We start from the raw sequence: 25587 nt of genomic DNA on the forward strand, positions 1-25587 counted from the left end.
TGCCCCCAATAGTGAGGGGCAGAGCATCTTTCCCCGGAGGCTAAAATGTCCGAATGGCTGGAAAACCACCTGCCCAAGGTGGTGCTGGCACCGTCGTTCATCGCCGTATTGATCTTTGTCTACGGCTTTATCGGATGGACCGCATGGGTGTCGCTGACCCGATCGAAACTACTGCCGAAATACGAGATCAAGGGCTTCATCCAGTATGAACGTCTGTTTGATTCTCCCCGCTGGGACACGGCAATCAATAACCTGTATATTTTTGGCGCGCTGTTCATCGTGATCGCGATGGTGCTGGGCCTGCTGCTGGCTATCCTGCTGGATCAGAAGATCCGTGTCGAAGGCGCGATCCGCACCATTTACCTGTACCCGATGGCGCTGTCGATGATCGTGACCGGTACTGCGTGGAAGTGGATTCTAAACCCGGGTCTGGGAATTGAGGCCATGGTGCAGGGCTGGGGCTTTCCGAATTTCGAATTCGACTGGCTGGTGAACCCGGATTACGCGATCTACACCATCGTGATTGCCGCAATCTGGCAGAGCTCGGGCTTTGTCATGGCGTTGTTCCTGGCCGGCCTGCGGTCAGTCGATGGAGAGATCATCAAGGCCGCTCAGGTCGATGGTATTCCGACATGGCGCATCTACACGGCAATCATCATCCCTTCGATGGCCCCGATCTTCCTGTCCGCCTTTATCGTGCTGGCCCACCTTGCGATCAAGAGCTTTGACCTTGTCATCGCCCTAACGGGTGGTGGTCCGGGCTACGCGACTGACCTTCCGGCCACATATATGTACGCCATGGCGTTTTCGCGCGGCGATATCGGTCAGGCGGCTTCGTCTGCGATGATCATGATGCTTGTCGTCTTTGCGATCGTGGTTCCCTATCTTTACTCAGAGCTGAGGGCGAAAAATGACTGATCTGTCGATGCCCCAAACCCAAACCCGCACGCAAAGCGCCTCTGGCAAGATTGCCCTACGTTGGCTGCTCTATGTCCTGCTGGGCCTGTTTGCGCTGTATTACCTGATGCCGCTTTTCGTGATGTTGACCACATCGCTGAAAAGCCTTGAGGAAATTCGCACCGGGTCCCTGATCTCGCTACCACGCGAAGTCAGCTTCGATGCCTGGAAAACTGCCTGGTCCGGCGCTTGTACTGGCATCCAGTGTGAAGGCCTGCGGCCCTACTTCTGGAACTCGGTCCTGATCGCGGTGCCTGCGGTGGCCATCTCGACGCTGTTGGGCGCGCTGAATGGCTATGTCGTGGCGCAGTGGCGGTTCAAAGGTGCCAACATCATCTTCTCACTGATGCTGTTCGGCTGCTTCATCCCGTTTCAGGTTGTCCTGCTGCCGATGGCGCGTCTGCTGGGTATGATGGGGATTGCCGGAACCATTCCGGGCCTGATCTTTGTCCACGTGATCTACGGACTGGGTTTCACCACGCTGTTTTTCCGCAACTACTATGTCACCATTCCGTCCGAGCTGACCAAGGCTGCCCGCGTCGATGGGGCCGGGTTCCTGCGGATTTTCTGGTCGATCTTCCTGCCGCTGTCGCTGCCCATCATTGTGGTGACTGTAATCTGGCAATTCACACAGATCTGGAATGACTTCCTGTTCGGTGTGTCCTTCAGTCAGGCGGGAACGCAGCCTGTGACCGTTGCGCTCAACAACATCGTAAACTCCACCACCGGCGTCAAAGAGTACAACGTCGACATGGCTGCCGCGATCATCGCGGGGCTGCCGACGCTGCTCGTCTATGTCGTTGCCGGTAAGTATTTCATCCGCGGTCTGACCGCTGGTTCCGTGAAGGGATAACCCATGGCTCCCATCCTCGATATCAACAATCTCTACAAGAATTACGGCGCGACCGAGATTCTGAAGGACATCAACATCTCGATCGAACCGGGCGATTTCCTGGTGCTGGTCGGCCCCTCGGGTTGCGGTAAATCCACCCTGCTGAACTGCATCGCCGGGCTTGAGCCTATCACCGGTGGGACACTGGCCATTGGCGGCAAGGACATGACCCATGTCAGCCCCAAGGATCGTGACATCGCGATGGTGTTCCAGTCATACGCTTTGTACCCCACCATGTCGGTCGCCAAGAACATCACCTTCGGCATGAAGGTGCGCGGGGTCGATCAGGCGACGCAGGACGCCAAGCTGAAAGATGTGGCCTCGCTGCTGCAGATTGAGCAACTTTTGAACCGCCGCCCCAGCCAGCTTTCGGGTGGTCAGCGGCAGCGGGTGGCGATGGGCCGGGCGTTGGTGCGCGATCCCAAGCTGTTCCTGTTTGACGAGCCGCTGTCGAACCTCGACGCCAAGCTGCGGGTCGAGATGCGGACCGAGATCAAGAAGCTGCACCAGACGCTGGATGCCTCGATTGTCTACGTCACCCATGACCAGATCGAGGCGATGACGCTGGCCACCAAGATTGTGGTGCTAAAAGGCGGCATCGTGCAGCAGATCGGCAGCCCGGCCGAGATCTACAACAACCCGGCCAACCTGTTCGTGGCCGACTTCATGGGCTCGCCTGCGATGAACCTGATACCTGCCAAAGCCACAAAGAACGGTGCAGGCACAAATATTACCATCTCGCGCCCCTCGGGTGAGACGCTGGTTCTGACCGACGCGCGCGATCTGTCGTTGCCACAGGATGTCATCCTGGGCCTGCGCCCCGAAGATATCGCCGAGGCGGGTTTCCGCGCTGGCGCAGGCGTGCAGGAGGCCGAGTGCCTTGTCGATATGGTAGAACCCGCAGGGGCCGATACCTACGTCGTGTCGGAACTGGGCGGCAAGCAGGTCACTGCGCGTCTGCACGCGGAAACCAGCGCACAGGCGGGCAAGATGCTGAACCTGGCCTTCGACATGAGCAAGGTGTCGTACTTTGCCAAGGAAACCGGTGAGCGCTTAAACTAACAAAAAAAGCGCCGCGCGAACCCGATCGCGCGGCGCTTTTTCAAACTGAAAACCAGGTTAGCCGACCTTGTTCTGGTTCATGTCCTTAATCAGACGGTTCAGGTCTCCGCCCCTTGCATCCAGCATCGCCCCGATTTCGGTCCGTTCGGTCAGCAGCATATTCACACCTTCGATGAACATATTGAAGAACTTGTCACGGCCCGATTTGTCCGACACAAGGAAGGTCACCTCGAACGGTGACGAGCCCTGTAGCTTGACCGAGGTGCGCACCTCATAGCCTGCCTTGATCTTGCGGGCATTGCGCACGGTCACCTGACCGCCTATGAATTCGCGGAAACGACGGCCGTATTTGGTCGAGATATAGCCCTGAAACGCTTTGGTGAATTGTTTCAGCTGCGATGGGCTGGCCGAGCGGGCATCCGCCCCCAGCACATAGCGCGCCATGATCGGAACATCTGCATATTGCACGAAGATTTTTTCGAAATCGCGGATCATGGCTTTTTCGGATTTGCCCGAGGCAATGACACGGTTGATGTCGTCCACGACGCTGACAACCAGTGCCTTGGCGCTGGCTTCGGTTTGGGCAAAGGCGGAAAGGGGCAGGGCGGTCAGTGCCAAACCGGCAAGGCCGGAGGCTACAAAGCCGCGACGGTTCAAATGATTACTCGGCATATGGGTCCTCATATGGGTCCTCGTAGGGGTCAAGGTAGGGGTCCCTGACAGGGTCGGTCCCGGTGTCTGCATAAGGGTCATCATACAGACCCAGATAGGCTTCTTCATCGTCCCTCGCCAGTTCAAAGCGGCGATTTTGTAGGTAGATGGTGCGTGCCTGCGCGTAACTGTCTGCGCTTTCATACAAGATCGAGTCGACCGTGTCCGAGAAACGCCCCCGATCGCCCATCCGGCGCACGACCTCGGCATAAACGCCGATGTTGTCGACAGGCCGGACAGGAGAGAAGTTGATCGGATTCGAGAAGAGGTTGACGATAACGCCAATTGAATCGCGCTGGGTGGACGGGCCATAGAGGGGCAGCTCGACATAAGCGCCCTCACCCACGCCCCAGACGTGAAGGGTTTCCCCGAAATCGGTGTCCACGGGCGGAAGATTCAGTTCGCTGGCTGGATCGGACAGACCCGCGCCGCCCACAGTGGTGTTGATCACAAACCGCAGCAGCGCGTTGCCCGATTGCTTGATATTGCCCTGCAACAGGTAGTCCAAAGCCTGGCCGGGCATTGTCAGGTTCTCTGCAAAGTGGTTGAAGCTGGTCACCATCGGGTCGGGGACGATTTTCACGTACCCTTTCGACGCCGGACGGAACAGAAACCGGTCGACACCAAGGTTGAACTTGTGGATGCCCCGGTTGTTTCTTTCGTACGGATCAAACACTTCGCTCTGCGGCGCCCCTTCAGGAGGTCGCGTCGTGCAAGCGCTGAGGACTGCCATCAGGGACAGGACGACCAGGGACTTTCGGCTGATTCTGCTCAACACGGTCTTTGCCACTCCAAACCGTTCGGAAGCACATTGCCCGAACTCTCAATCAATACTGCCTGTGGCCGTTTCGACCGGCCCAATCCGATGTCACATAGGCGTTTCGCAACCAATATGAAACAGATAGCGTTTAACCCGCCCGATGGGCCGAGGTAAAGTGACACAAGTTCAACAGTTCGGAATAAGAAAAGTTACGCCCACGTTTCGTGCGGGTCACATCGCTGTTTTCTCACTTTCCGATCCCGGCCTTCCCGGTTAGCTTCGCCCCGACTCAAATTTGGGAGGAAACTTCATGAGCATCGCGGCGAAACTGGAAAGCCTGGGCGTCACCCTGCCGGACGCACCTGCGCCGGCTGCAAACTATGTGCCGTTCGTGCGCGTCGGAAACATCGTCTATGTTTCGGGCCAGATCTCGAAGGATGATGACCTGATCACCGGTAAACTGGGCGACGACATGGAGGTCGAGGCAGGCGCCGCAGCGGCCAAAGTTTGCGCCATCAACCTGCTGGCGCAGGTCAAAGCAGCCTGCGGTGGTGACATCGAAAAGCTGGTGCGCGTGATCAAGCTGACCGGTTTTGTGAACTCGACCGCCGATTTCACCGCGCAACCGCAAGTGATTAACGGGGCTTCGGACTTTCTGGTCGAAGCGCTGGGCGATGCGGGGCGCCACTCGCGGTCGGCTGTCAGTGCGGCGGCGTTGCCTTTGGGGGTTGCAGTCGAGATCGAAGGCATTTTCGAAGTTCAATGACGCCTTCGCTGCCTGAAGTCTTCCTTCAAGTCCCGCTGGCGCATCGCGCGCTGCACGACAAAGAGGACAACCGCCCGGAAAACAGCCGGGCGGCCATTCGTGCCGCTGTTGAGGCGGGATATGGGATCGAGATTGATCTGCAACGGACCTCGGACAACCGGGCGATGGTGTTTCATGACTATGACATGAAACGCCTGACCGGGCAGCCTGGACCGATCCAGCAGATTACGTCTGCTCAGGCTTCGGACACGGCACTGCTGCATGCGGATGACGGCATCCCAACGCTGGATGAGGTGCTGGACATCGTGTCGGGCAAAGCCCCGCTGTTGATCGAATTCAAGGATCAGGACGGTGCCATGGGCACATCAGTCGGCCCGCTGGAGCAGGATGCGGTGCGCGCGTTGCGGGGTTACGACGGGCCGGTGGCTTTGATGTCGTTCAATCCCAATTCGGTGGCCGAACTGGCGCGGCTGGCCCCGCATTTGCCACGTGGCATCGTAACGGGATCTTACCAGCCCAAGGTCGAGCTGCTGCCTCAGAGCGTCTGTGACCACCTGCGTGACATCCCGGATTTCGATCGCGTTGGAGCCAGCTTCATCAGCCATGAGGTGGAAGACCTGGACCGCTCCCGCGTCGCCGAGCTGAAGGCGCGTGGCGTACCGATCCTGTGCTGGACGGTGCGGTCGCCCGAACAAGAGGCAAAGGCCCGCGAGGTTGCCGATAATGTGACCTTCGAAGGGTATCTCGCCGCGCATCCGGGTTGATCCCACCCCACGTCGTCACAGATAAAGATCAGACGCGGAGGGCACATGGATCAGGCGCAGATCGAGGTTCGGGTACTGGGCTCTTTGTCGCAGATACCTGCGGCAGAGTGGGATAGTTGCGCCTGCCCGGAGGTTGCCGATGGTGGCCGTCCGTTGGACCCCTTCACGACCCATCGGTTTCTGTTCGCGCTGGAAAACAGCGGTTCCGTCGGGCGCGGCACCGGTTGGCAGCCGCAATACCTGACGGCCTACCTGGACGGTATGCTGATCGCGGCAGCCCCGATGTACGCAAAGTCCCACAGTCAGGGCGAGTACATCTTTGACCACAACTGGGCGCATGCTTACGAGAACGCGGGTGGGCGCTATTATCCTAAGCTGCAAATCGCGGTGCCGTTCACGCCCGCGACAGGTCGCCGGTTTCTGGTGCGGCCCGGCTATGACGCGATCGGACTATCGGCGCTGGTGCAAGGTGCCGTACAACTGGCTGCCGATAATCAGGTGTCATCGATCCACGCGACTTTCTGCACCGAAGAAGAGGCGCTGGCCGGGGAACAAATGGGTCTGATGCTGCGCCATTCGCAGCAGTTTCACTGGCTGAACGATGATTACGCTGATTTTGACCGGTTTCTCGCGGCACTATCTTCGCGCAAGCGCAAGAACATCCGCAAGGAACGCGCGCAGGCCAACGGATTTGGTGGCGAAATCCGAACGCTGACGGGGGCAGACCTGCGCCCGGAACATTGGGACGCCTTCTGGCAGTTCTATCAGGATACTGGGTCCCGTAAGTGGGGGATGCCTTATCTGACCCGCCAATTCTTTAATATTGCCCATGAAACCATGGCCGACGACATGGCGTTGGTGCTGGCGGAAGGGGACGGATACCCCATTGCCGGTGCGCTTAACTTCATTGGGCGTGAAACGCTCTACGGCCGATACTGGGGCTGTATCGAACATCATGCCTGCCTGCATTTCGAACTGTGTTATTATAGGGCGATCGACTTTGCCATTGCGGAAGGTTTGGCACGGGTCGAGGCTGGTGCGCAGGGCGAACACAAGCTTGCGCGCGGTTATCTGCCCACGCGCACGCATAGCTTGCATTGGGTCAGCGACCCGGGCTTTGCTGATGCGATCAAGAAATATCTGGACGCCGAGGCTCACGCAGTGGGAGAAGAGATCGAGATTCTGACGGATTACGGTCCGTTCAGAAAATCGAACCCGGAGGAACAGCAATGACGGAATTACTGTCGACCGAGACTCGCGGCCCCCTTCTGGACCCGCTGTTCAAGAACGGCTGGACCATGGTCAAGGACCGGGACGCGTTGACCAAAACCTTTATTTTCGAGGATTTTGTCCACGCATTTGGCTGGATGACTCAAGTGGCGATCTTTGCCGAGAAATGGAACCACCACCCAGAATGGTCAAACGTTTACCGCACGGTTGAGGTGGTTCTGTCGACCCATGATGTCGGAGGCCTGTCGGCACAGGACGCCAAGCTTGCGCGCAAGATGGACAGTCTCGTTTAACGGTCCCCTCTGGACCCCATTCCCCCTGCCAGGGCGGCGATTTCCCCAAGACGGCGGAATTCGGCGGGTGTGAGCGTGCCGCTACTGACGTCGATGTTGCCTGGGATGCGGGTCGTTCGATTGCCTATGGATCGAACACTGCGCGCTGATGGATTGATGTCCAGACAGCGGGTGTCATAGCAGGTCAGGCCCGACGTGTTGATTTGAATCCGGGCCTGTCCGTCCGGCCCGGTCACCACAGGCGCCTGGGGTGCGTCACAGGCGGCAAGAAAACCAAGAATGCCGAGGGTAAACCACTTTTTCATTCTACGCTCCTGTCTGTACCGCCTGGCGCTGAGTTCAATCCAGCTGGCCGTTTCCGTCCTGATCGGCTGATGAGAAGTCAGCATTCATTTGCGCGTCATACTCTGGCCGAGAAATAACGTCATCGTTGTTGCGGTCAATGTTTTGGAACTGCTTTATGTCCAGAAACGGCTTGGCCTCTTCCAGCCCGAGTGTGCCGTTCTTGTCTTCGTCCATTTCCTGAAAGGCATAGTCCGAAAACGCGTTGAACTCATCCTTGGACAGGAAACCGTCATTGTTCGCATCAATGGCGTTAAGTTGCTTTTCGTGCAGTTCCGCAGCGGTTTCCGCGGAAACTGCGCTGGCCAACACAACGACTGTTGCGGTCAAAACACCTAATTTCATCGCAAATCTCCTTAGCACGCGTAACGCTGGCCCGAGGCGCCGCCCGCCACGGCACCTGCTGCGGTCAGGATATCCCGGCCCGAACCGCCGCCGAACTGATTGCCAATGACGCCGCCGACAAGCGCACCACCTAACGTGCCGCTGAGGCAGGCAATTTCATGCTGACGTGCCTGTTGTTGCTGGGGCGTTGGGGCCGGACCGCAAGCGGCCAATGCGCCCGCTGAACCCAGAACAAGTGTGATTACTTTCAGTTTCATCAACGAACTCCCTGATTTAATGGGGCAAGTATCGGCCCATCAGGGGGTTGCATCAAGTTAAATAGGTTTCAAAAGGCCCCGGCCGCTCCGGGGCCAATTGCCTCAGATAGCCTCCAGCAGACCTTCGCCCGCCGATGTCTCGCAGGCACCGGGGTTTTCTTCCAGGTTCAGAGCTGTGACCTTGCCGTCTTCTACCAGCATCGCATAGCGTTTCGACCGGGCGATCAAGCCCACGGGTGGGGCGTCGAAATCCATGCCAATGGCCTTGGTGAATTCGGATGCGGCATCGGCCAGCATGGTCAGGCCTGCACCGGTCGCGCCCGTTGCTTCGCCCCACGCGCCCATCACAAAGGGGTCGTTGACTGAGACGCAGATGATCTCATCCACGCCCTTGGCGTCGAACTGTTCCTTGGTGCGCATGAAGCTGGGTACATGGGCCGAATGGCACGTGGGCGTGAACGCACCGGGCACGGCGAAGATCACGACTTTGCGGCCTTTGGTCTTGTCTGAAATCCGAACCTCTTCGGGGCCTTCCGCTCCCATTTGAGTCAACGTTGCGTCGGGAAGCATATCACCTGTTGAAATCATCTTGTTCCTCCTGTCGATTGGATTTGCAGAGTCGGGCTCAGCCGCAATATAGGTGAGCGGGTGAATGAAACCACGGGTATTTGACAGGGCAGGAAGAAGATGAGCCAAATTGTTGTGATCGGAGCCGGGCAGGCGGGATCTTCGCTTGTTGCGCGGCTGCGCAAGGACGGGTTTGAAGGCGACATCACATTGATCGGGGCCGAGCCGCATCTGCCTTATCAGCGCCCGCCGCTGTCCAAGGCCTATCTGCTGGGTGAGATGGAGCTTGAGCGTCTGTTCCTGCGTCCCGAGAGCTTTTATACCGACAACAACATCACTCTGCGCCTGGGCCAGCGCGTGACCGCGATTGATCCAACAGCAAAGACTGTGACCGTGGGCGATGAAGTCATTTCCTACGATGAGCTTGCCCTGACCACCGGGTCCGACCCGCGGTATCTGCCAGCGGCCATCGGTGGTGATCTCGAAGGTGTCCATGTCGTGCGCGATCTGACCCACATTGACGAGATGGAGCCACGCGTGAAAGAGGGCGCCCGTGCCCTGATCGTCGGCGGTGGTTACATTGGTCTTGAGGCGGCTGCCGTTTGCGCCAAGCGTGGCGTCAAGGTCACTTTGGTCGAGATGGCCGATCGCATCCTGCAGCGGGTCGCAGCGCCGGAAACCAGCGATTACTTCCGCGCTTTGCACACCGAATACGGTGCAGATATCCGCGAAGGGGTCGGGCTGGATCGTCTGGTGGGCAAAGACGGCATAGTCACCGGTGCCGTCCTGACCGACGGCACCGAGCTTGAGGTCGATTTTGTCGTGGTTGGCGTAGGCATTGCCCCATCGACTCAGCTGGCCGAGATGGCCGGGCTGGAGCTGGACAATGGGATCAAGACAGACGCCCATGGCCGCACCTCGGACCCGTCGATCTGGGCCGCAGGCGATTGTGCCTCGTTCCCGCATAACGGTGGCCGTATCCGTTTGGAGAGCGTGCCAAATGCCATCGACCAGGCCGAGATCGTTGCGCAGAACATGCTGGGTGCGGCTAAGGACTATGTCGCGACGCCGTGGTTCTGGTCGGATCAATATGACGTCAAACTTCAAATTGCGGGTCTAAACACCGGGTATGACCGCGTTGTTACCCGCAAGGGTGAGGGGCAAACGGTGTCCTACTGGTACTATAAGGGTGACCAGTTGATCGCCGTTGATGCGATGAACGATCCGCGCGCCTACATGATCGGCAAGCGCCTGATCGAGGCAGGTAAGACCGCTGATCCCGCGATGGTGGCGGACCCAGGAGCGGACCTGAAACCGTTGCTCAAAGCGTGAGGATCATCGCCGGAGAGTTCCGGGGCCGTGCTCTGGCCTCGGTCGGCAAAGGCGATGCCGGGGCGCATCTGCGCCCCACAACGGACCGGGTCCGCGAGAGCCTGTTCAACGTTTTGTCTCACCAGATCGACTTTGACGGACTGCGCGTGCTGGACCTGTTCGCAGGAACCGGAGCGCTGGGGCTTGAGGCCCTGTCGCGCGGTGCGGCGCATGTCACCTTTGTCGACGACGGCCGTGTCGCGCAGGGGTTGATCCGCAAGAACATTGATCTGACGCGCAGCGCTGACCGCACGGACCTAATCCGTCGGGACGCAACGCGCTTGGGCGACAACACAAACGCGGCCTATGATCTGATTTTTCTGGATCCACCCTACGGAAAGTCTCTGGGTCAAAAGGCCCTGACCAAAGCAGTCGAAGGCGGATGGATAGCTGACGACGCGTTGGTCGTGTGGGAAGAGAATGCACCTATGGTCGCGCCCAACGGCTTTACGATGCAAGATACCCGAAAGTTTGGCGACACACATATCTCATTGATGTGGAACAGTGTTTCAGACTGAAACAGGGTGCGCGAATTGACGCTTGCCGGAAATTTGTCAATGCGTTCCCCCTCGGATACGCAAAGCAAAAACAGGCTGAGGTGCCTATGCACGATCTGGTGATTTTCGATTGCGACGGCGTTCTGGTCGACAGTGAGCCGTTGTCTAATCAGGTGATGATTGAAAGCCTTGCGGGCTACGGCCTGCCTCTGACGATGGATGAGTGTATGGTGCTTTTCGTCGGAACGACCATGGCCAAGGCTCAGGAAATTGCCCGAGAGATGGGTGCAAATTTGCCCGATGCATGGATCGACGAGGTGTACCTGGAAACCTACGCCCGTTTGCGCGCTGGTGTACCTCTTGTTCCGGGTGTGCGTGAATTGCTGATCTATTTGGAGGCAAAAGGTACTCCGTACTGCGTGGCTTCGAACGGGCACATTGAGAAAATGCAGATCACGCTGGGCCAGAACGATTTGTGGGACCGGTTCCGGGGCGCGATGTTCTCTGCCTATACCGTGGGTGTTGGCAAGCCCGATCCAACCATGTTCCAGACCGCGGCGCGCCACTTCGGGGCCAAATCGCCGGTCGTGATCGAAGACAGCGCCAGCGGTGTTACCGCAGCAATCCGCGCCAAAATGCGCTGTCTGGCCTATGTGCCTCTTGGAGACGGTAAAAAACTGGCGGATCTCGGGGCCGAGGTCTTTTCCGATATGGCCGAGGTTCCGGCCCTTTTGGGAATTTGACCCGACCATGGTAAGCTCGGCCCATGGACCGCGCTTTGACCTCACCTCTCTGGACACCTTCGAACGACGCCGAAGCCCGCACGGGCCCTGAACCTAAGCCAATGCGCGCGCCGGTTTTCATCCACGATGCAATCACACCGTGGGGGTCAGAGACACTTCTGCTGAAACTCCTGCGCGAACAGGTCGCCGATCAGGACGAATAGGTCGGGTGGAACTTGTCGCCCGGCGACAGAGTGAAGATCTCAACACCATCTGCAGTCACACCGACCGAGTGTTCAAACTGTGCCGACAGCGACTTGTCGCGGGTCACGGCAGTCCAGTCATCGGCGAGTGTCTTGGTCTCGGGACGGCCCAGATTCACCATCGGTTCGATGGTGAAGAACATGCCCTCTTCCAGCACCGCGCCGGTACCGGGGCGGCCGTAATGCAGTACGTTCGGCGGCGCGTGGAAGACCCGGCCAAGGCCGTGTCCACAGAAGTCGCGCACAACGCTCATCCGGTGCGCTTCGACATAGGCCTGAATTGCGTGGCCGATATCGCCGAAGGTGTTGCCCGGCTTGACCGCTTCGATTCCCTTGAACAGCGCATCATGGGTCACCTGGATCAGGCGCTCGGCCTTGCGGGGCAGTTTGCCCGCCACATACATGCGCGAAGTATCGCCGAACCAGCCGTCGACGATGACCGTGACGTCGATATTCAGGATATCGCCGTCCTTCAGGCGCTTGTCGCCGGGAATGCCGTGGCAGACCACGTGATTCACACTGATGCAACTGGCGTGCTGATAGCCCTTGTAGCCAATCGTCGCTGATGTCGCGCCTGCATCTTCGACCATCTGCGTGATGAGGCCGTCAATCGCGCCGGTGGTCTGGCCGGGAAAGACATGCTCTGCAATATCGTCGAGTATCCGCGCGGCCAAGGCCCCTGCCGCGTGCATGCCGGCAAAGTCACCCTGTTCATAGATGCGGATGCCGTCCTTGGTCAGGCGGCCACGATGTTCTTTCATCGACGCTAAGCTCCAAATGTTTCGCGCAGCACTCCTTTTACGCTGCTTGCGCAGAAAGTACCAGAGGGTGTTGGGTCGCGGTTGCCATATCTGTATTTGCAGGCCGCATATCTCAGGTGGACCCGCAAGGTAGAATGAACTAGCACAAGACAGATTTTATTCGGTTGATTAAGAAAAAAGGGAGGCAGGCAATGCAAAAAGCTGACCAGTTGAAAGCCGAAATTTCCGGCATTGCGGAACTGCTTCAGTCCGGCAAGTACGAGCGGGCATTCAAAAGGGCAACCAAGGCCGCGAAAAAGTGGCCGAAGGCTGCGGCCTTGCCCCGGCTGGCGGGCCTTTGCGCCGTGCAGCAACAGAAGTTCAAGCTCGCTCAGACGTTTTTCGAACGCGCCTGGCGCCTCGAACCGGGCAACCCGGATCTGATCCAGAACTACGGCCTGAGTCTTGTTCAGGGTGGCGAGTCTGAGGCCGCCTTGCGGTTTATCGACATAATCGAGGCAAAGGGTCCCTTGGCCCCAGGCCAGCATCTGATCCGGGCGCTGGCCGCGCTGCGCGGGCATCGTGCTGCTGAGGCGCTGGCCGCCATCGAGCAAGTCTTGGAGCATCAGCCCGAAAATCTGCAAGCCTATTGTCTAAAGGCGGATATTCTGGACGAAATGCAGCACTGGGACCACGCGCTTGACGTTTTGACCGCGCTATCCAATCAGAATCCAAAGTTCCAATATGGGCAGTTGCGTTTGGCCAAGGCGCATGTCGGGTTGGGGCAGCTGGATCATGCGCTGACCCACGGTCGCGCCGCGATGGAGCTGGATCCGGATAATGCCGAAACCCTGCAATTCATGGCGTCGCTTCCCAACCTGTCGGATCAGGAAAAAAAGGCGCTGAAAGCGCGTACAGCGAAGCTGATCGCGGCTGAACCGGCAAATCGCGAAGCAGCAGCCATGCTTCATTTTGCGGCGGCAAGTCTTGCGAAATCTGAAAAGGATATCCCGCAAGAGATGCAGCATTTGAACCAGGCGCATAAACTCACGCGCAAGGGGTTCGACGGGTGGGAAGATCGCAACGCACAGCAGTGCCGCGCCATATTGTCGGCACCTCTGCCGGTTAAGGCCGCCCTGCGCTCAGACCTGCCGCGCCCCATATTTGTCATTGGTCTGCCCCGGTCAGGCACAACATTGGTCGAGCGCATATTGTCGTCACACACAGATGTGCAGGGTCTGGGTGAGCTGCCGACTGTCCATCACTGGGCCAGGAAAACAGTGCCATCAAACTGGAGCGATGCTCAGGCGCTGTCGGATTTCTACTTTCAGAGCCTGCCTGAGCTTGGCGAAGGCATCACGGCATTTGTCGACAAGGCACCGGGTAACTATGCCTATGTCGGTTTGATGGCGCAGGCTTTCCCCAATGCCGTCATCCTGAATGTCGAGCGCGATCCCAGAGACATCGCCCTTTCGATGTGGCGCGCGCAATTCGGTGCAGGAGGGCTGTATTTCACTCATGACTTGAAATGGATGGCGGCCGAGGCGAACCGGTATCAACGCTACATGCACCACTGGCGTGATGTTCTGCCCAACCGCGTTCACGACATTCGCTATGAAACTCTGGTCAACAATTTGCGGTTCACCGCTGAGGAGCTGGCGCAGGTCTGCGATCTGCCCTTCGAAGACGCTATAGTGTCCCCGGAAAAGTCCGGAAACGCGATTAAAACGGCCAGTAACTTGCAGGCGCGACAGGCGGTGAACACATCTTCAATTGGTGGGTGGCAGGCCGTAGCGGATCAGTTGGAGCCATTTGTGAAAGGATTGGATTTGAATTTGTGGCCAGAGGTTTCTGGGGGCCAGCCTTAAGCTCACTTGAGGCAAATCGCGGCACGGGTGAGACCCAAGTCAGCGGGTGTTCTACTCCGTGTGTTTGATTGCGATCTGTAAAGGGCGCATCCAAATGCCTGGCGACTCGCCCTTACTGCAATCGCGTTCCGACCCAGACCCCCTCCGGTGAAATTCGAGTGTCATAGACCAACCGTTCGACACCCTTGGCCTGCGCATCCTCAAATGCCGCCGCGTAGGTCGGGTCGATATCCACGGCCAGCGCCAGCCGGTCGCAGTCGGTGCGCTGCACCAGATACAGCATGATTGCCCGGTGGCTCTGCGCCGCCATCGCGGCCAACTCGCCCAGATGCTTGGTGCCTCGCGCTGTGACGCTGTCGGGGAACTCTGCCAGTCCGGGTTCGCGGGACAAGGTGACGCTTTTGACCTCGACATAGGCGTCCGGCAGGCCGGGTTGGGTCAGCAGAAAGTCGATACGGCTGTTCTCGCCGTACTTCACCTCGGGGCGGACGGTTTCATAGGCGGCAAGCTCGGGAATTTCTCGTGCCTCCAGCGATGCACGCAGGGCTTTGTTTGGGACCGAGGTGTCGACACCGGTGAAATGTCCATTTTCATGATCGACCAGCCGCCAGCCGTATTTCAGCTTTTTCTTCGGATCGTCATTGGGTTCAAGCCAGATTTTCTCGCCGGGTTCGGCCAGGCCCATCATTGAGCCCGGATTGGCACAATGGGCGGTCACCTCGCGTCCGTCTTCCAGCTGGCAATCAGCCAGAAAGCGTTTGTAGCGTCGGATCAGGCGGGCGGGGATTAGTGGGGTGGCAAATTTCATGCCACCCGGATTATCGCGCGCGCGTCCGCAAGGGAAGTGTCAGACGAGGCCTGCCATCACGCCACCGTCCACGTCCCAGATCGCGCCGGTGACCCACGCGGTTTCGTCAGACAGAAGATGCGTAACCGTATGCGCAACATCCTCGGGACGGCCAACGCGGCCGATCGGATGGAACGCGTCGAATGCTTCGGTCAGGGTTTCTTCGATCTTGCCCGGATCGATGAAAGCGCCATAGATGGGAGTCACCACCACGGCCGGAGAAACCGCATTCACGCGGATGCCGTACTCTGCCAGCTCCATCGCAAGGTGCTGGGTCAACGAATGAAGCCCCGCTTTGGCCATGGAATATGCCGAAGAGGGCGTGGCTCGAACCGCCTGTTTCGCCCACATAGAGCCTATGTTCACGATGCTGCCGCCACCATTGGCCTTCATGTTTTCGGCTGCCGCTTGCGTTATGAAAAAGGTCGCGCGGTTCAGGTCCATGTAGCGGTCATAGTCCTTTCCGGTATGTTCCAAAAACGGTTTTGGCGCAAATGTCCCGGCCGCATTGACCAGTCCATGGATGTGGTCTTTGGTCGATTTGATCTGGGCAATCAACGCGTCGACGTCCGCCATGTCACGCAGGTTTGCGCGGTGCGTGCCTGCGGCTGCCCCCAGTTCCGCCTTTGCGGCTTCCAGCTTGTCGGTGGACGAGCCGACCAGCGTCACGTGCCCTCCGCCTGCTACGATCTGGCGTGCCGTAGCCAGACCCATTCCGCTGGATCCACCGATGATAAGTGTTGTTGGCTGTGTCATGATCAGATTCCCTATCTACTGATAGGTAGATATATTGGGCTGGCAAATGCCAGTTCAACCCCCTATCTAATGATAGGTAGAAAAATGGACCCTGAGCGTTTATGGCCAAAACAGAAAAACCACTGTCGGAAACCGCAAACCGAATTTTGGACGTGGCCGAGCGTATGGCGCGGCAGGGTGGATATTATGCCTTTAGTTTCCGCGATATCGCCGCGGAAATCGGCATAAAGTCCGCCAGCATTCACTATCACTTTCCAACCAAAGAAGCGTTGGGCGAAGCGCTGGTGACCCGGTACACGGATCAGTTTCTGGGTGCGTTGGGTAGGTTGGATGAAGCGACACCATTGGAATCACTAGAGCAATATGTAGCGGCTTACAGACGGGCATTGATTGAACAGGATCTGATGTGCCTGTGTGGAATGTTCGGTGCTGAAATCGCTAGGCTGCCAGACCCTGTGGCCAGGCGTACGCGTGAGTTCTTTGAACGCAATCTGGTGTGGCTGGAAACGGTGTTCCGGGCGGCTGGTGCCGCCAACCCTCAGGCGCGGGCAGGTGAAACCATTGCCCGGCTGGAAGGCGCGATGATCCTGGCGCGATCGATGAACGATATGGACCTGTTCCATCGCGTGACGGAAGATTTGCCCACCGAAGCCCTGCGCGATTGACAAACGGCCTTGCGAGGCCCGGCAGGAACGATATCTTGCGGCCTGTGCCATAGCAGGAAAGGACAGGTCATGCCGAACCCAACCGCAGCGATGCTTGTGATCGGGGATGAAATCCTGTCGGGCCGCACCCGGGATGCAAATATGCATTACCTGGCGCAGGAACTGACCAAGCACGGGATCGACCTGAAAGAAGTCCGGATGGTCAGCGACGATGCCACTGCAATTGAACAAGCCGTTCGGGCGCTTTCGGGCTGTTGCGATCACGTCTTCACCAGTGGAGGTATTGGCCCGACTCATGACGACATAACGGCGGATTGCATTGCCCGGGCTTTCGGTGCGTCAATCGACGTCAGGGCCGATGCGCGGGCGCTGCTGGAGCGGCACTATGAGAACTCGGGGCTGGAACTTAATGCTGCGCGTCTGCGTATGGCACGGATTCCGGATGGTGCGGACCTGATCGACAATCCGGTCTCGACCGCGCCGGGATTCACGCTGGGAAATGTGCATGTGATGGCGGGGATCCCGATGATCTTTCAGGCAATGGTCGCGAGCGTTCTGCCGGGCCTAACCGGCGGCGATCCTCTGTTGTCGCAAACGCTGCGGGTCAACAGGGGTGAGGGGGATATTGCATCGATCCTCTCCGCTCTCGCGGATGATTTCCCCGAACTTGCCATCGGCAGCTACCCGTTCCAGGTGAACGGCGTTTTTGGCTCAAACGTTGTGGTTCGGGGGACGGACGGTTCAAAGGTCGACGCGGCCACAACCCGGTTGGCGAAAGAGCTGAAGCTTTGAGTCCGAACTGGCCCGACATCGTCGACGGGACCTGGCCAGCGGCCCGATATGACACGCTGGGTCCGTTCCGCCTGCGGCAGGGGTTGGGTGGCGGCTCGCGCGTTTCTGCGGCCAGCGCCCTAGGACCAGCAACCAACGGCGAGGTCAAGGCTGCAGAAGAGGCGATGCGCGGCTTGGGCCAGCGGGCCATATTCTGCCTTCGTCCCGACGACGAAACGCTGGACCAACAGCTTGCAGATCGTGGCTATGACATTCTGGACCCGGTCAACATTTACGAATGTCCGGTGCAACACCTGACCGATAAACCGATCCCCCGGGTCACGGCCTTCACGATTTGGAGCCCGCTGGCCATCATGAACGAGATTTGGGCGCAGGGCGGTATTGGGCCGGAACGGCTGGCCGTGATGGAGCGTGCTCAAGGGCCGAAAACGGGGATCTTGCTGCGCCGATCCGATCAGCCAGCCGGAGCAGGGTTCGTCGCAATTCATGACAAGGTTGCGATGGTGCACGCGCTGGAGATTCTACCGGCACATCGCCGTCAGGGGCTTGGCCAATGGGCCATGCGGGCGGCGGCGTTCTGGGCACGGGATAACGGCGCGGAAACGCTGAGCGTGATCTGTACCAAAGCCAATGACGGGGCAAATGGTCTCTACAGCGCGCTCGGGATGGCGATCACCGGGGAATACCATTATCGTCAGCTTGTCCAAGGAGATAGCTCGCTGTGACCGACCAAACCCTGCCCACCGCACTGGACCTGCCGATGGTGGACCCGCTGCCGCCCGAGACGCAGAAGTACTTTGATATCTGTGTCGAGAAACTGGGTTTTGTACCCAATGTTCTGAAGGCGTATGCCTTCAACATCGACAAACTGAACGCATTCACGGCCACGTATAATGACCTGATGCTTGGTGACAGCGGGTTGTCCAAGCTGGAGCGCGAAATGATTGCAGTGGTCGTCTCGGCGATCAACAAGTGCTTTTACTGCCTGGTGGCCCACGGGGCGGCTGTCCGGCAATTGTCGGGTAACCCGCAACTGGGCGAGATGCTGGTGATGAATTACCGCGTGGCCCCATTGGGCGACCGTCAGCGCGCCATGCTGGACTTTGCCGCGAAGATGACCACGGCCAGTACCGAGATCGAAGAGCCCGACCGCCAGCGCCTGCGGGATGTGGGTTTCAGCGACCGGGATATTTGGGACATCGCCAATGTCACCGGCTTTTTCAACATGTCGAACCGGGTGGCCAGCGCGACGGCGATGGCGCCGAACGACGAATACCACGCACAGGCCCGATGATCCGAACCGCTGCCCTTTGTCTTTTGTTGCTGGCCGGTCAGGGTGCCGCGCAGAACCTGACCATGCCTTCCGGGGCGCGGCTTGTCAGCGACCGCACAAGCGCATTGGACAGTTACGAACTGCCGATCGGTCCCTTTGCCGACGGTGCCGTTCCCGCGCGCGAGGTTGAGGGGAAGGTGGAGCGGTTCACGTGGCGCCTTCAATCCGGGTCCAGCACGACGCTGCAGATACTGGCCCCGTTGCGCGATCAGATTGCCGCTCAGGGGTATGAAATCCTGCTCGATTGCCAGGCCAGTGTTTGCGGTGGTTTCGACTTCCGCTTTGGCACCGAGGTGGTGCCCACACCGGATATGTACGTTGCCATTCAGGATTATCGTTTTTTGTCCGCCGCCAAGGGGGACGCCGTGGTCAGCCTGTTGGTCAGCCGAAATCCACCCGACGGATATGTGCAGATGATCCGGGTGACTCCGGTCGGGGTAACGGCCCCGCCGCCACTGGTGATCGAAGAAACGGTCAATCCGTCGGGTGGCTTGCTCGCCGGTCTTGAACAGAACGGCCATGTGATTCTGGATGACCTGCATTTCCGCACCGGAGAGATCACTTTGGGCGAGGGGCCATTCTCTTCGCTGGAATTGATTGCGGACTTCCTGGCCAAAAACCCCGATACCCGTTTGGCGCTTGTGGGTCACACGGATGACACCGGCGCGCTGGAGGCCAATATCTCGGTCAGCACAGGCCGGGCACAGGCTGTGCGCGTTCGGTTGATCGAAAAACATGGGGTCGCGGCGGATCGGGTCGAGGCCCGGGGGATCGGGTATCTTGCCCCTCTGACCTCGAATGCTACACCAGAGGGTCGCGACCTGAACCGCCGTGTCGAGGCTGTTTTGTTGGTAAACTGACTTCTGCACCTTAGATCAGCTTAAGATCTGACTACAAACACAGGAGTCCCCCATGCCGGATCAGACCCACGCCCCTCAGGCATTGATCATTGGAGCGGGGGCCGGGTTGTCGGCCTCATTTGCGCGGGTATTGGCAAAGGATGGGTTCAGCCTGCATTTGGCCGCGCGCAATATTTCGGATCTGGGCCAATTGGCGGCCGAGACCGGGGCAGAGCTGCATCAGGTGGACGGCACTAACGCCGAAGCCGTGGCCGCACTGGTTGCCGGGCTGCCGGGTGAGTTGCGCGTCGCCTGCTACAACCCTTCCGCACGACAGCGGGGGCCGATTACCGAACTTGATCCGGAAACCGTGCGTAAGGCGGTCGAAGTGACCGCCCACGGAGCATTCCTGTTGGGGCAGGCCGCTGCCCGCCGGATGTTGGCGCAAGAGATGCGGGATAACCGCCGCGGCACCATCCTGTTCACCGGTGCGTCGGCAGGGGTCAAAGGGTTTCCGATGTCGGCCCCCTTTGCCATGGGCAAATTCGCCCAGCGTGGTTTGGCGCAATCCATGGCGCGCGAGCTTCATCCCAAGGGCGTTCATGTCGCATGGATCAATATCGATGGCGGAATTCGCAACGCATCGCGTCCCGAACGGATCGAGGCCGAAGACAACCCCGACAGTATGCTGGACCCCGACGCCATCGCACGGGAATATATGCATCTGATCCATCAGAACCGCTCGACCTGGAGCGATGAGCTGACCCTGCGCCCATGGGTCGAACGGTTCTGAACGTGTCCGGCATATCGGTCACAAAAAAAGACCCGCGCAGTTTGGCGCGGGCCGTTCTAGGTCACCGAGGTAAATTCACCAGTCCATCGGACCTTTCTCGTGAAAGGCATCGACAAGAAAATCTATGAAAGCCCGAACCTTGGGCTGCGTAAAGCGCCCGGGTGGGTAAACGGCGTAGACGCCCTGAACCTCATCGGGCAGCGATGGCATCGCGTCCAAAACCGCGCCGGATTTCAGTGCGTCGGCATACAGATAGCTGGGAAGATATGCGATCCCCAACCCGGAAATGGCTGCGTTCAACAGCGACTGGCCGTCATTGACGCTCAGCCAGCCGGCGGTGCGCACCTGCCGTTTCTCGCCGGACGGCGCGGTCAGTTTCCACACGTTACCGGACGACTGGCTGGAGTAATGCAGCAGCTTGTGTTCGTTCAGATCGTCGATTTTCTGCGGGCGTCCGAATTTCTCGATATAGCTGGGTGCCGCAACCATCCGCTTGACGGTTTCCGTTAGCTTGCGCGCGCGCAGGGTGCTGTCTTCCAGTTCACCAATCCGCACGGCCACGTCGAAGCCTTCGGAAATCAGTTCCACATAGCGGTTGTTCAGAACCATGTTCACGGTGATATCCGGATAGGCCGCAAGAAACTCGGACAAGACCGGCGACAGGTGATTCACGCCGAAATCCGTGGCCACGCTGATCCGAAGCAGACCCGAGGGGGCGGACTGCATCGAAGTGACAAGCGCATCGGCCTCACCTGCGTCATTCAGCACGCGGCGCGCGCGGTCATAATAGGCCAGACCAATCTCGGTCGGTGAGACACGCCGGGTCGTTCGGTTCAGCAGCCGTGCGCCCAATCGGGCCTCAAGGCTGGAAACATGCTTTGACACGGCCGATTTGGAGATGCCCATTTTTTTTGCCGCGTCGGTAAAGCCACCCTGGTCCACCACATTGGCAAAGGCTTCCATTTCGGTCAGTCGATCCATTCTAGTACCCCAGGAATTCTGTTCTTTGGCTAACTGTGGCCTCCAATCTGGGCGGAAACTAGGCAGACATTGGATAATATCAGGGATTTAAATCGGATCGTTTGCAGATGGGAAACGCGGAAACGATGGTTTCCGAGATGGCCACAAAGCCTGTAACTCAAGGATTTTAGGCGAAGTTGGCGGAATATGTTAACATGAGAATGGCAAATTTGTGTCCACGGAGGAGAACATGAAAGCCATTTTCACCATCGCAGCCCTCTGCCTGTCCGCATCCCTTGCAATGGCCGGGGGGGAAACGCCCTCGAACCCGGATGCGAGGGTCTATTTTGCAAATCTGTCGGACGGTGACACCGTGTCGTCACCGGTAACCGTGGTCTTTGGGCTTAGCGGTATGGGCGTGGCACCTGCCGGAACCGAGGCCGAGAATACCGGTCACCACCACCTTCTGGTTGACCGCCCGCCACTGGGTGAGGGTGAGGACGGAGTGGATGAGCTGGCCTATGGTCTCCCCGCCGACGACAACCATCTGCATTTCGGTGGCGGTCAGACTGAGGTGACGTTGGAACTGGCACCGGGCGATCATACGCTGCAACTGGTGCTGGGCGATGCAGGCCATGTCCCGCACTCGCCGCCTATCGTGTCGCAGGTGATCACGATCACGGTGGAATAAGGTGCTTTCAGGCTGATGTTGTGTTCTGCGCTGCGTCACCTTTGGGCGGCGCACCCACAAAGGACAGAATCGCAACGATTGCCAGCAGACTTCCGATTGAGATCGCTGCAATCGCCCACAAGACCGCGCCATGATGCGCAATGGCGGCCAACAGCATCGATATCGCGATAATCGCCAGCCTCCCGAGTGTTTTTGAAACCGCTTGCGCGGCAATCCTTTGCTCTTTCGGGGCGATGTCCATGAAATACAGCGTCCGTGCGCTGCCCAGCCCTGTGACCGCGACGGTTGCCACGAACAGGGATACCGCGTGCAGGTGCACCGTATGATCCAGCCCCTGGCTGTGCAGTGCGATCAGGCAAATGCCGGATACCGCGATCATCGCCGCTCCGGCGATCATGACCGAACGGTTGGAATAGCCTGACAGAGCACGCCAAAGCGGCGCAGCCACCATCAGGGCGGCCGCTGATGACACCACCAGCGCCGTCAGCCCCTGCTCCGAACTGTGATGTGCCTCAGCGGCGATCAGGGCGAAGAACGGCACCGATAATCCTGCCAAGACAAAGGAAAGCCGGACAAACATGTACTTTTGAAACCATGGCTCGACAAATAAACGCGCCGCATCTCGCCAGAAGGCGCGCATCGACTCAATGCGCGTCTCTTTGGTTGCCTGCTGCGCTTCACCAGGGCGCTCTTGCAACGCCATCACCAGTGCCGCCGACACGGCAAAGCACAGCGCACCGAACCCGATCACCATACTGTGGCGCGTCAGGGCCGGAGCGTCCTGAAAGATCTGATGCAGCACCAGAACAGCCGCTATCGTGGCCGCCCCGCCGATGGCCTTTTGCGAATAGCTCACACGCATCCGGTCGCGGGACGGAAGATTGCCACCCACAAACTCGATGATCAGCAGGCTTTTGACCTCTTCCAGAAACCCGATCAGGAAAATCCCAACGACGAACGCCCCGATCACGAAGGTCCGGTCGCTATGGGTCACGGCCAGTATAACGGCAGCGAAACACAGTCCGACCACGATATCGATCCGGGCAATGGCGGCTTTCTTCTGCGCCAGACGCCCGATGGGTCCGGCAGCGCAGATATCGGCCAAGGTTCCGGCTGTATGGCGGATCGCCACCAGCGCAGCGGCCAAAAAGACTGGTAAATTCATCGACACTGCCAGAAACGTCAGCACGACCGAGGGGCTGGCCATCGACCACGCCATGACAGAAAAAGCCCCCTGTCCCGCCAATAGCGGAACATTTCGGGACGGGGGCTGGAGCGTCTCGTGGGTCATTCTCTCGCGCGGTTTCTCCGGAACGGAAGGCTATCGCGCGAGTTCACGATATGTCGGCGCGCAACGCAAGGCGCAGGGCGGTGCGCCTAGAATGTTGCAGCCAGCCGCGTGCCCTGATTGATAGCGCGCTTAGCATCCAGTTCGGCGGCCACATCTGCACCGCCGATCACGTGCGGGGTGATGCCTCGCTCGATCAGAGCATCGGCAAGGCTGCGTTCGGACACCTGACCGGAACACAGAACGATTGAGTCCGCCGCAATCACGGTCGGGTCGGCACGTTCCTCGCCAAAGCTGATATGCAGGCCGTCCTCGTCTATGCGCTCGTAGTTCACGCCGCCAACAAAGTTGACGTCTTTCATCTTGAGAGTGGCGCGGTGAATCCAGCCGGTTGTTTTGCCCAGTCCTTTGCCATGAGCCTGCTTCTTCCGCTGTAGCAGTGTAACGTCACGCGCAGGTGCCGCCGGTTGCGGACCTTCTGGCGCAAGGCCCGAGCGGTGTTCAGCCGGATCGGTCACGCCCCATTCCTTCATCCATGCGGGCAGGTCGGTCGTGATGCTATGGCCGTTCTCCAGTAGGAACTCGGACACGTCGAAACCGATACCGCCTGCGCCGATGACGGCGACGGATTTGCCAATCTCGGCCTTGTCGCGCAGCACGTCGATATAGTTGACGACGTTGTCACGATCCTGCCCCGGTATCTGCGGGTCGCGTGGCGTGACGCCGGTGGCGATAACCACTTCGTCAAAGCCGTTCAGGTCGTCCGCGCCGACCTCTCGGTTCAACTCCACCTTCACACCCAGATCGGTCATCATGGTGCGGTACCAGTCGACCAGTCCCCAGAACTCTTCCTTGCCCGGCACCTGCTTGGCCATGTTCAACTGGCCCCCAATCTCGGCGGCGCGGTCGAACAAGGTCACGTTGTGTCCGCGCTGGGCTGCGGTCATCGCAGTGGACAAACCCGCAGGACCTGCGCCGACGATCGCAACCGTCTTTGGCGTTTCTGCTGCGGTAATTTCCAGTTCGGTCTCATGGCAGGCACGCGGGTTCACAAGGCACGACGTCAGCTTGCCGCTGAACGTGTGGTCCAGACAGGCCTGGTTGCAGGCGATGCAGGGCGCAATCTTGGCCCCTTCACCTGCAATTGCCTTGTTGACGAATTCCGCATCGGCCAGCATTGGCCGGGCCAGAGACACCATGTCGGCGCAGCCGGTCGACAGGACCTCTTCAGCGACCTCGGGGGTGTTGATCCGGTTCGACGTGATGACCGGAATCGACACCTTACCCATCAGCTTTTTCGTCACCCAGGCGAAGGCCGCACGGGGAACACTGGTGGCAATGGTTGGAATCCGAGCTTCATGCCAGCCGATACCGGTGTTGATGATCGTGGCACCGGCCTCTTCGATGCGCTGGGCCAGTTCAACGACCTCTTCATGGGTCGAGCCGTTGGGGATCAGGTCAATCATCGACAGGCGGTAGATGATGATGAAATCGGTACCCACAGCCTCGCGCGTTCGACGCACGACCTCGATTGGCAGGCGCATGCGGTTCTCATAGGACCCGCCCCATCGGTCGGTGCGCTTGTTGGTGTGAGTCACAAGGAACTGGTTGAGGAAATACCCCTCGGACCCCATGATCTCGACCCCGTCATAACCCGCCTTCTGGGCCAGTACCGCAGCGTTGACGATATCGGCGATCTGCTTCTCGATACCCTCTTCATCCAGCTCATTCGGAGGGAAGGGCGAGATCGGGGATTTCACCGGGCTGGGGGCCACGCATTTCGGACCATAAGCATACCGCCCTGCATGCAGGATCTGCATCGCGATCTTGCCGCCGGCCTCATGCACGCGCTGGGTCACGATGGAATGGTTCGCCACCTCTTTGTCATTGGTCATCATCGACGCGCCGGGCAGGACCGAGCCTTCAAGGTTCGGACCAATCCCACCTGTCACCATCAGAGCCACGCCTCCGCGCGCGCGGTCGGCATAGAATTCGGCCACACGGTTCCAGTCACCGGTTTCTTCGAGCCCCGTGTGCATCGACCCCATCAGGACGCGGTTCTTCAAAGTGGTAAAGCCCAGGTCCAGCGGGGCCAGCATGTTTGGGTACGCAGTCATGGCGAACTCTCCCTCCCGATTTCTCGACGCTAGATTGACGTTCGCGTCAATGTTGTCACGCGAAACCTAACGTCAAACTCTTTGCGAGGGCCTTGGGGC

The 25587-nt window shown here is 59.0% G+C and carries 31 protein-coding genes; 19 read left to right on the forward strand and 12 right to left on the reverse strand.

Annotated features, from left to right (window positions below):
• Positions 1–45: 45 nt before the first annotated feature.
• The 3 genes from ACR0AA_RS12070 to ACR0AA_RS12080 are packed head-to-tail and all read left to right on the forward strand — an operon-like array spanning position 46 to position 2911.
• Positions 46–918, forward strand: a complete 873-nt coding sequence (locus ACR0AA_RS12070) for a carbohydrate ABC transporter permease (RefSeq protein WP_170807033.1) — start codon at positions 46–48, stop codon at positions 916–918.
• Complete coding sequence (locus tag ACR0AA_RS12075) at positions 911–1810, forward strand: carbohydrate ABC transporter permease (protein WP_480664966.1); 900 nt, start codon at positions 911–913, stop codon at positions 1808–1810. The genes ACR0AA_RS12070 and ACR0AA_RS12075 overlap by 8 nt, the downstream gene beginning before the upstream one ends.
• 3 nt (positions 1811–1813) lie before the next feature.
• The gene (locus tag ACR0AA_RS12080) at positions 1814–2911 is read left to right on the forward strand and encodes an ABC transporter ATP-binding protein (RefSeq protein WP_480664967.1); all 1098 of its coding nucleotides are present in this window, start codon (positions 1814–1816) and stop codon (positions 2909–2911) included.
• A gap of 57 nt (positions 2912–2968) precedes the next feature.
• Here the strand turns inward: ACR0AA_RS12080 and ACR0AA_RS12085 are convergent, their stop codons facing one another.
• Together ACR0AA_RS12085 and ACR0AA_RS12090 are read right to left on the reverse strand one after the other, a co-directional pair.
• Entirely contained in the window at positions 2969–3583 is a 615-nt protein-coding gene (locus tag ACR0AA_RS12085) for an MlaC/ttg2D family ABC transporter substrate-binding protein (RefSeq protein ID WP_480756142.1), read from the reverse strand.
• On the reverse strand, positions 3573–4355 hold the full coding sequence (locus tag ACR0AA_RS12090; protein ID WP_480665056.1) for an MlaA family lipoprotein: 783 nt from the start codon (positions 4353–4355) through the stop codon (positions 3573–3575). The genes ACR0AA_RS12085 and ACR0AA_RS12090 overlap by 11 nt, the downstream gene beginning before the upstream one ends.
• Before the next feature lie 337 nt (positions 4356–4692).
• Between ACR0AA_RS12090 and ACR0AA_RS12095 the strand changes: the two genes are divergently transcribed.
• The 4 genes from ACR0AA_RS12095 to ACR0AA_RS12110 are packed head-to-tail and all read left to right on the forward strand — an operon-like array spanning position 4693 to position 7435.
• On the forward strand, positions 4693–5148 hold the full coding sequence (locus ACR0AA_RS12095; protein WP_480664969.1) for a RidA family protein: 456 nt from the start codon (positions 4693–4695) through the stop codon (positions 5146–5148).
• The gene (locus ACR0AA_RS12100; protein WP_480664970.1) at positions 5145–5912 is read left to right on the forward strand and encodes a glycerophosphodiester phosphodiesterase family protein; all 768 of its coding nucleotides are present in this window, start codon (positions 5145–5147) and stop codon (positions 5910–5912) included. Before ACR0AA_RS12095 ends, ACR0AA_RS12100 begins: the two co-directional genes overlap by 4 nt.
• A 45-nt stretch (positions 5913–5957) precedes the next feature.
• Positions 5958–7145 (forward strand): GNAT family N-acetyltransferase, encoded by a 1188-nt coding sequence (locus ACR0AA_RS12105; RefSeq protein ID WP_480664971.1) that lies wholly within the window; start codon positions 5958–5960, stop codon positions 7143–7145.
• Positions 7142–7435, forward strand: coding sequence for a 4a-hydroxytetrahydrobiopterin dehydratase (locus ACR0AA_RS12110; protein WP_239343345.1), 294 nt, complete (start codon positions 7142–7144; stop codon positions 7433–7435). Before ACR0AA_RS12105 ends, ACR0AA_RS12110 begins: the two co-directional genes overlap by 4 nt.
• On the opposite strand, the gene ACR0AA_RS12115 is transcribed toward ACR0AA_RS12110, so the two are convergent.
• The 4 genes from ACR0AA_RS12115 to ACR0AA_RS12130 all read right to left on the reverse strand — a co-directional run bounded on the left by ACR0AA_RS12115 (position 7432) and on the right by ACR0AA_RS12130 (position 8967).
• Complete coding sequence (locus tag ACR0AA_RS12115; protein ID WP_480664972.1) at positions 7432–7740, reverse strand: hypothetical protein; 309 nt, start codon at positions 7738–7740, stop codon at positions 7432–7434. The two genes, ACR0AA_RS12110 and ACR0AA_RS12115, sit on opposite strands and share 4 nt — an antisense overlap.
• Before the next feature lie 34 nt (positions 7741–7774).
• Positions 7775–8122, reverse strand: a complete 348-nt coding sequence (locus ACR0AA_RS12120) for an EF-hand domain-containing protein (protein WP_480664973.1) — start codon at positions 8120–8122, stop codon at positions 7775–7777.
• Positions 8123–8133: 11 nt separating this feature from the next.
• Entirely contained in the window at positions 8134–8379 is a 246-nt protein-coding gene (locus ACR0AA_RS12125; protein ID WP_239343339.1) for a glycine zipper 2TM domain-containing protein, read from the reverse strand.
• A 102-nt stretch (positions 8380–8481) separates the two neighbouring features.
• On the reverse strand, positions 8482–8967 hold the full coding sequence (locus ACR0AA_RS12130; protein ID WP_480756143.1) for a redoxin family protein: 486 nt from the start codon (positions 8965–8967) through the stop codon (positions 8482–8484).
• A 99-nt stretch (positions 8968–9066) separates the two neighbouring features.
• Between ACR0AA_RS12130 and ACR0AA_RS12135 the strand changes: the two genes are divergently transcribed.
• The 4 genes from ACR0AA_RS12135 (at position 9067) to ACR0AA_RS12150 (ending at position 11760) form a co-directional block, all read left to right on the forward strand.
• Positions 9067–10278 (forward strand): NAD(P)/FAD-dependent oxidoreductase, encoded by a 1212-nt coding sequence (locus ACR0AA_RS12135; RefSeq protein WP_480664975.1) that lies wholly within the window; start codon positions 9067–9069, stop codon positions 10276–10278.
• Complete coding sequence (rsmD, locus tag ACR0AA_RS12140; RefSeq protein ID WP_480664976.1) at positions 10275–10835, forward strand: 16S rRNA (guanine(966)-N(2))-methyltransferase RsmD; 561 nt, start codon at positions 10275–10277, stop codon at positions 10833–10835. The genes ACR0AA_RS12135 and rsmD overlap by 4 nt, the downstream gene beginning before the upstream one ends.
• Before the next feature lie 86 nt (positions 10836–10921).
• Positions 10922–11557, forward strand: a complete 636-nt coding sequence (locus ACR0AA_RS12145; protein ID WP_480664977.1) for an HAD family hydrolase — start codon at positions 10922–10924, stop codon at positions 11555–11557.
• Between the two features lie 23 nt (positions 11558–11580).
• Positions 11581–11760 carry a hypothetical protein gene (locus tag ACR0AA_RS12150; protein ID WP_480664978.1) on the forward strand — a complete coding sequence of 60 codons (180 nt, stop codon included), beginning with the start codon at positions 11581–11583 and terminating at the stop codon, positions 11758–11760.
• On the opposite strand, the gene map is transcribed toward ACR0AA_RS12150, so the two are convergent.
• Positions 11748–12560 (reverse strand): type I methionyl aminopeptidase, encoded by an 813-nt coding sequence (gene map / locus ACR0AA_RS12155; RefSeq protein ID WP_475200367.1) that lies wholly within the window; start codon positions 12558–12560, stop codon positions 11748–11750. The two genes, ACR0AA_RS12150 and map, sit on opposite strands and share 13 nt — an antisense overlap.
• Positions 12561–12751: 191 nt before the next feature.
• Between map and ACR0AA_RS12160 the strand changes: the two genes are divergently transcribed.
• Complete coding sequence (locus tag ACR0AA_RS12160) at positions 12752–14407, forward strand: tetratricopeptide repeat-containing sulfotransferase family protein (RefSeq protein ID WP_480756144.1); 1656 nt, start codon at positions 12752–12754, stop codon at positions 14405–14407.
• Between the two features lie 112 nt (positions 14408–14519).
• On the opposite strand, the gene sfsA is transcribed toward ACR0AA_RS12160, so the two are convergent.
• Both sfsA and ACR0AA_RS12170 read right to left on the reverse strand, forming a co-directional pair.
• Positions 14520–15215 carry a DNA/RNA nuclease SfsA gene (gene sfsA, locus ACR0AA_RS12165; protein ID WP_480664981.1) on the reverse strand — a complete coding sequence of 232 codons (696 nt, stop codon included), beginning with the start codon at positions 15213–15215 and terminating at the stop codon, positions 14520–14522.
• A gap of 39 nt (positions 15216–15254) precedes the next feature.
• Positions 15255–16010 carry an SDR family NAD(P)-dependent oxidoreductase gene (locus ACR0AA_RS12170; protein WP_480664982.1) on the reverse strand — a complete coding sequence of 252 codons (756 nt, stop codon included), beginning with the start codon at positions 16008–16010 and terminating at the stop codon, positions 15255–15257.
• Between the two features lie 101 nt (positions 16011–16111).
• On the opposite strand from ACR0AA_RS12170, the gene ACR0AA_RS12175 reads away from it, so the two are divergent.
• The 6 genes from ACR0AA_RS12175 to ACR0AA_RS12200 all read left to right on the forward strand — a co-directional run bounded on the left by ACR0AA_RS12175 (position 16112) and on the right by ACR0AA_RS12200 (position 20432).
• Entirely contained in the window at positions 16112–16675 is a 564-nt protein-coding gene (locus tag ACR0AA_RS12175) for a TetR/AcrR family transcriptional regulator (protein WP_480756145.1), read from the forward strand.
• Positions 16676–16744: 69 nt separating this feature from the next.
• The gene (locus ACR0AA_RS12180; protein WP_480756146.1) at positions 16745–17467 is read left to right on the forward strand and encodes a competence/damage-inducible protein A; all 723 of its coding nucleotides are present in this window, start codon (positions 16745–16747) and stop codon (positions 17465–17467) included.
• On the forward strand, positions 17464–18192 hold the full coding sequence (locus ACR0AA_RS12185) for a GNAT family N-acetyltransferase (RefSeq protein ID WP_480664985.1): 729 nt from the start codon (positions 17464–17466) through the stop codon (positions 18190–18192). Before ACR0AA_RS12180 ends, ACR0AA_RS12185 begins: the two co-directional genes overlap by 4 nt.
• Complete coding sequence (locus tag ACR0AA_RS12190) at positions 18189–18761, forward strand: peroxidase-related enzyme (protein ID WP_480664986.1); 573 nt, start codon at positions 18189–18191, stop codon at positions 18759–18761. The genes ACR0AA_RS12185 and ACR0AA_RS12190 overlap by 4 nt, the downstream gene beginning before the upstream one ends.
• Positions 18758–19660 (forward strand): OmpA family protein, encoded by a 903-nt coding sequence (locus tag ACR0AA_RS12195; protein ID WP_480664987.1) that lies wholly within the window; start codon positions 18758–18760, stop codon positions 19658–19660. Before ACR0AA_RS12190 ends, ACR0AA_RS12195 begins: the two co-directional genes overlap by 4 nt.
• 52 nt (positions 19661–19712) lie before the next feature.
• The gene (locus ACR0AA_RS12200) at positions 19713–20432 is read left to right on the forward strand and encodes an SDR family NAD(P)-dependent oxidoreductase (protein WP_480664988.1); all 720 of its coding nucleotides are present in this window, start codon (positions 19713–19715) and stop codon (positions 20430–20432) included.
• Positions 20433–20507: 75 nt separating this feature from the next.
• Here the strand turns inward: ACR0AA_RS12200 and ACR0AA_RS12205 are convergent, their stop codons facing one another.
• Complete coding sequence (locus ACR0AA_RS12205; RefSeq protein ID WP_480664989.1) at positions 20508–21413, reverse strand: LysR family transcriptional regulator; 906 nt, start codon at positions 21411–21413, stop codon at positions 20508–20510.
• Between the two features lie 229 nt (positions 21414–21642).
• Here ACR0AA_RS12205 and ACR0AA_RS12210 point away from each other — a divergent pair, with 229 nt between their 5' ends.
• Positions 21643–22083, forward strand: a complete 441-nt coding sequence (locus tag ACR0AA_RS12210) for a DUF4399 domain-containing protein (protein ID WP_480756147.1) — start codon at positions 21643–21645, stop codon at positions 22081–22083.
• Positions 22084–22090: 7 nt separating this feature from the next.
• Here the strand turns inward: ACR0AA_RS12210 and ACR0AA_RS12215 are convergent, their stop codons facing one another.
• Together ACR0AA_RS12215 and ACR0AA_RS12220 are read right to left on the reverse strand one after the other, a co-directional pair.
• A complete protein-coding gene (locus ACR0AA_RS12215) occupies positions 22091–23374 on the reverse strand; it encodes an MFS transporter (protein WP_480664991.1) in 1284 nt (427 codons plus the stop codon).
• A gap of 86 nt (positions 23375–23460) precedes the next feature.
• Positions 23461–25488 carry an FAD-dependent oxidoreductase gene (locus tag ACR0AA_RS12220; protein WP_480664992.1) on the reverse strand — a complete coding sequence of 676 codons (2028 nt, stop codon included), beginning with the start codon at positions 25486–25488 and terminating at the stop codon, positions 23461–23463.
• Positions 25489–25587 lie beyond the last annotated feature (99 nt).

Source organism: Ruegeria sp. CE8, assembly GCF_056537465.1.

Bases quoted from the DNA above. Each gene is read 5' to 3' on its own strand.
- ACR0AA_RS12070 (WP_170807033.1), top strand. From the start codon at position 46: ATGTCCGAATGGCTGGAAAACCACCTGCCCAAGGTGGTGCTGGCACCG.
- ACR0AA_RS12075 (WP_480664966.1), top strand. From the start codon at position 911: ATGACTGATCTGTCGATGCCCCAAACCCAAACCCGCACGCAAAGCGCC.
- ACR0AA_RS12080 (WP_480664967.1), top strand. From the start codon at position 1,814: ATGGCTCCCATCCTCGATATCAACAATCTCTACAAGAATTACGGCGCG.
- ACR0AA_RS12085 (WP_480756142.1), bottom strand. From the start codon at position 3,583: ATGCCGAGTAATCATTTGAACCGTCGCGGCTTTGTAGCCTCCGGCCTT.
- ACR0AA_RS12090 (WP_480665056.1), bottom strand. From the start codon at position 4,355: ATGGCAGTCCTCAGCGCTTGCACGACGCGACCTCCTGAAGGGGCGCCG.
- ACR0AA_RS12095 (WP_480664969.1), top strand. From the start codon at position 4,693: ATGAGCATCGCGGCGAAACTGGAAAGCCTGGGCGTCACCCTGCCGGAC.
- ACR0AA_RS12100 (WP_480664970.1), top strand. From the start codon at position 5,145: ATGACGCCTTCGCTGCCTGAAGTCTTCCTTCAAGTCCCGCTGGCGCAT.
- ACR0AA_RS12105 (WP_480664971.1), top strand. From the start codon at position 5,958: ATGGATCAGGCGCAGATCGAGGTTCGGGTACTGGGCTCTTTGTCGCAG.
- ACR0AA_RS12110 (WP_239343345.1), top strand. From the start codon at position 7,142: ATGACGGAATTACTGTCGACCGAGACTCGCGGCCCCCTTCTGGACCCG.
- ACR0AA_RS12115 (WP_480664972.1), bottom strand. From the start codon at position 7,740: ATGAAAAAGTGGTTTACCCTCGGCATTCTTGGTTTTCTTGCCGCCTGT.
- ACR0AA_RS12120 (WP_480664973.1), bottom strand. From the start codon at position 8,122: ATGAAATTAGGTGTTTTGACCGCAACAGTCGTTGTGTTGGCCAGCGCA.
- ACR0AA_RS12125 (WP_239343339.1), bottom strand. From the start codon at position 8,379: ATGAAACTGAAAGTAATCACACTTGTTCTGGGTTCAGCGGGCGCATTG.
- ACR0AA_RS12130 (WP_480756143.1), bottom strand. From the start codon at position 8,967: ATGATTTCAACAGGTGATATGCTTCCCGACGCAACGTTGACTCAAATG.
- ACR0AA_RS12135 (WP_480664975.1), top strand. From the start codon at position 9,067: ATGAGCCAAATTGTTGTGATCGGAGCCGGGCAGGCGGGATCTTCGCTT.
- ACR0AA_RS12145 (WP_480664977.1), top strand. From the start codon at position 10,922: ATGCACGATCTGGTGATTTTCGATTGCGACGGCGTTCTGGTCGACAGT.
- ACR0AA_RS12150 (WP_480664978.1), top strand. From the start codon at position 11,581: ATGGACCGCGCTTTGACCTCACCTCTCTGGACACCTTCGAACGACGCC.
- map (WP_475200367.1), bottom strand. From the start codon at position 12,560: ATGAAAGAACATCGTGGCCGCCTGACCAAGGACGGCATCCGCATCTAT.
- ACR0AA_RS12160 (WP_480756144.1), top strand. From the start codon at position 12,752: ATGCAAAAAGCTGACCAGTTGAAAGCCGAAATTTCCGGCATTGCGGAA.
- sfsA (WP_480664981.1), bottom strand. From the start codon at position 15,215: ATGAAATTTGCCACCCCACTAATCCCCGCCCGCCTGATCCGACGCTAC.
- ACR0AA_RS12170 (WP_480664982.1), bottom strand. From the start codon at position 16,010: ATGACACAGCCAACAACACTTATCATCGGTGGATCCAGCGGAATGGGT.
- ACR0AA_RS12175 (WP_480756145.1), top strand. From the start codon at position 16,112: ATGGCCAAAACAGAAAAACCACTGTCGGAAACCGCAAACCGAATTTTG.
- ACR0AA_RS12180 (WP_480756146.1), top strand. From the start codon at position 16,745: ATGCCGAACCCAACCGCAGCGATGCTTGTGATCGGGGATGAAATCCTG.
- ACR0AA_RS12195 (WP_480664987.1), top strand. From the start codon at position 18,758: ATGATCCGAACCGCTGCCCTTTGTCTTTTGTTGCTGGCCGGTCAGGGT.
- ACR0AA_RS12200 (WP_480664988.1), top strand. From the start codon at position 19,713: ATGCCGGATCAGACCCACGCCCCTCAGGCATTGATCATTGGAGCGGGG.
- ACR0AA_RS12205 (WP_480664989.1), bottom strand. From the start codon at position 21,413: ATGGATCGACTGACCGAAATGGAAGCCTTTGCCAATGTGGTGGACCAG.
- ACR0AA_RS12210 (WP_480756147.1), top strand. From the start codon at position 21,643: ATGAAAGCCATTTTCACCATCGCAGCCCTCTGCCTGTCCGCATCCCTT.
- ACR0AA_RS12215 (WP_480664991.1), bottom strand. From the start codon at position 23,374: ATGACCCACGAGACGCTCCAGCCCCCGTCCCGAAATGTTCCGCTATTG.
- ACR0AA_RS12220 (WP_480664992.1), bottom strand. From the start codon at position 25,488: ATGACTGCGTACCCAAACATGCTGGCCCCGCTGGACCTGGGCTTTACC.